This is a genomic window from Psychrobacter sp. A3 (assembly GCF_028823565.1).
In the GTDB taxonomy this organism is placed as follows: domain Bacteria; phylum Pseudomonadota; class Gammaproteobacteria; order Pseudomonadales; family Moraxellaceae; genus Psychrobacter; species Psychrobacter celer.
Map to the genome: position 1 here is coordinate 1 of NZ_JAPEHS010000148.1, position 1,893 is coordinate 1,893.

Sequence of the window (1,893 nt, forward strand, 5' to 3'; positions counted from 1 at the left end):
CCGCTAAGCCCACATAACCCATATATAACATGGGCGGATGAATAATCAGACCGAAATCTTGTAGGACAGGATTTAAATCAGCGCCATCGACCGCTAGATTGGGTAAGGTACGCTCAAACGGTGACGAGGTAAATATCAGCATCGTTAGCATCATTAACTGTACACCGGCCAAAATAACTAATACCCGCGCACGCATTGATAACGGCAAGCCGCGACTAAAGTATGATACCAGTGCACACCATGTGGCCATGATGGTCATCCATAGCAGCAAAGAGCCCTCGTGTCCGCCCCATGTCGCCGATAACTTATAGTACCAAGGCAACAGCGTATTAGAATGCTGCGCGACGTAACTGAGGCTAAAATCATTATAATAAAAACCTGCTATCAAAGCGCCAAATGACGTTATCATGGCGGCAAACTGTGCCCAAGCTAGGCTAGGGGCTAGTCGTTGCCAAGCAACTTGGTTACGAATAACACCAATAGTTGGCAGAATTACCTGCAATAACGCCAGTACAAAAGCGGTAAGCAAGGCAAAATAGCCCAATTCTGTAATCAACATACGGTCTAACCTTATTTACTCTAATGCGGTTGCAGTTTACTGTGGCGGTGGAATTTTTATTATTAGAACCCACCTTTGAATAATGATATTATTAACCTTATAGTGGCTTTAGAGTCAAGGTTATTTATCTACAGTTTCGTAATTTTAATTTCTCTAGCGCTAGTCTTTACAGCCACTTTAATTATTTAAATCATAGAGGTTGTTATGACAATCAAAATTGGTGAGCTCGCTAAACGCACAGGTGCCACAGTAGAAACCATTCGCTATTATGAAAAAGAGCGTTTATTACCCGAGCCTTTTCGTAGCAAAGGGAATTATCGTTTATATAATGAAGAGCACATTGAGCGTCTACAATTTATCCTACATTGCCGTACGCTCGATATGGCTTTAGATGATGTGCGAATCTTACTTGAATACTGGGAGTCGCCTGACAAGGACTGCGGCGATGTGAATAACTTGCTAGATGAGCACATTCATGCTGTGGAAATACGAATGGAAGAACTGATGCACTTAAAGCATCACTTGACCGTTTTACGCCAGAAATGTGCAAGTAGTGCACCAGCGTCATCATGTGGCATTTTAAACGCGCTTGTCGATAACTCCTGTCATGAGTAATGATATCAGTAGTGTTCATTTCTGACGGATCAAATCATGAAAGGTTAAATACGCCCTGATGTTAAGCACAAAAAAACCCAGCAATGATATTAAGATCACTAGGGCGTGTTGAACATTGGGTATAAATTAATGGCAAAAAAAATAGCGAACGGTTAATCTTTAAGTTCTCACACAAAAAAGATATCGTTCGCTATGCCTCGCACTATGCTCAAAGATGAACACTGGACAAGACTGAAACCTATATTACTAGAACTTAATATCTATGACAAAGGAAATCTTAGACAAACGGTTGAAGGCGTGCTTTATCGCATGCGTGTTGGCTGTCCTTGGCGCGACTTACCCGAGTATTTTGGCAAGCCCAATACCATCTATAAAGCTTACCAGCGCTGGTCTCGCAGTAATAAGCTGATTGCATTATTTACGTTACTGATCAAAGACGCAGACCTTGAGTGGGTCTTCATTGATGGTACTCATATTAAAGCGCATCAGCACAGCAGTGGTGGCAATGAGAACCTACAATCCATTAGTAAAAGTGTGGCAGGACGCGCGACCAAGATTCACTTGGCAGTAGATGCGCATGGCAATCCGATTACCTTTATCTTGTCAGATGGCACGACCCACGACGTTAAAGTCGTACCTGACTTAGTAGACAAAGTTAATTTGAGCAACACAGAGGTTTTATGTGCCGATAAAGGCTATGATTCTGATGCACTACGAGC

The 1,893-nt window shown here is 42.4% G+C and carries 3 protein-coding genes; 2 read left to right on the top strand and 1 reads right to left on the bottom strand.

Going from position 1 to position 1,893, the window contains the following annotated elements:
* A partial coding sequence (ccsA, locus tag NK638_RS12185; protein WP_274633221.1) for a cytochrome c biogenesis protein CcsA occupies window positions 1–559 on the bottom strand: 559 nt, incomplete at its 3' end.
* Between the two features lie 204 nt (window positions 560–763).
* Between ccsA and cadR the strand changes: the two genes are divergently transcribed.
* Together cadR and NK638_RS12195 are read left to right on the top strand one after the other, a co-directional pair.
* Complete coding sequence (cadR, locus tag NK638_RS12190; protein WP_274633222.1) at window positions 764–1,174, top strand: Cd(II)/Pb(II)-responsive transcriptional regulator; 411 nt, start codon at window positions 764–766, stop codon at window positions 1,172–1,174.
* Window positions 1,175–1,366: 192 nt separating this feature from the next.
* Window positions 1,367–1,893: IS5 family transposase (locus tag NK638_RS12195; protein WP_274633223.1), on the top strand; the 527-nt coding region annotated here is incomplete at its 3' end.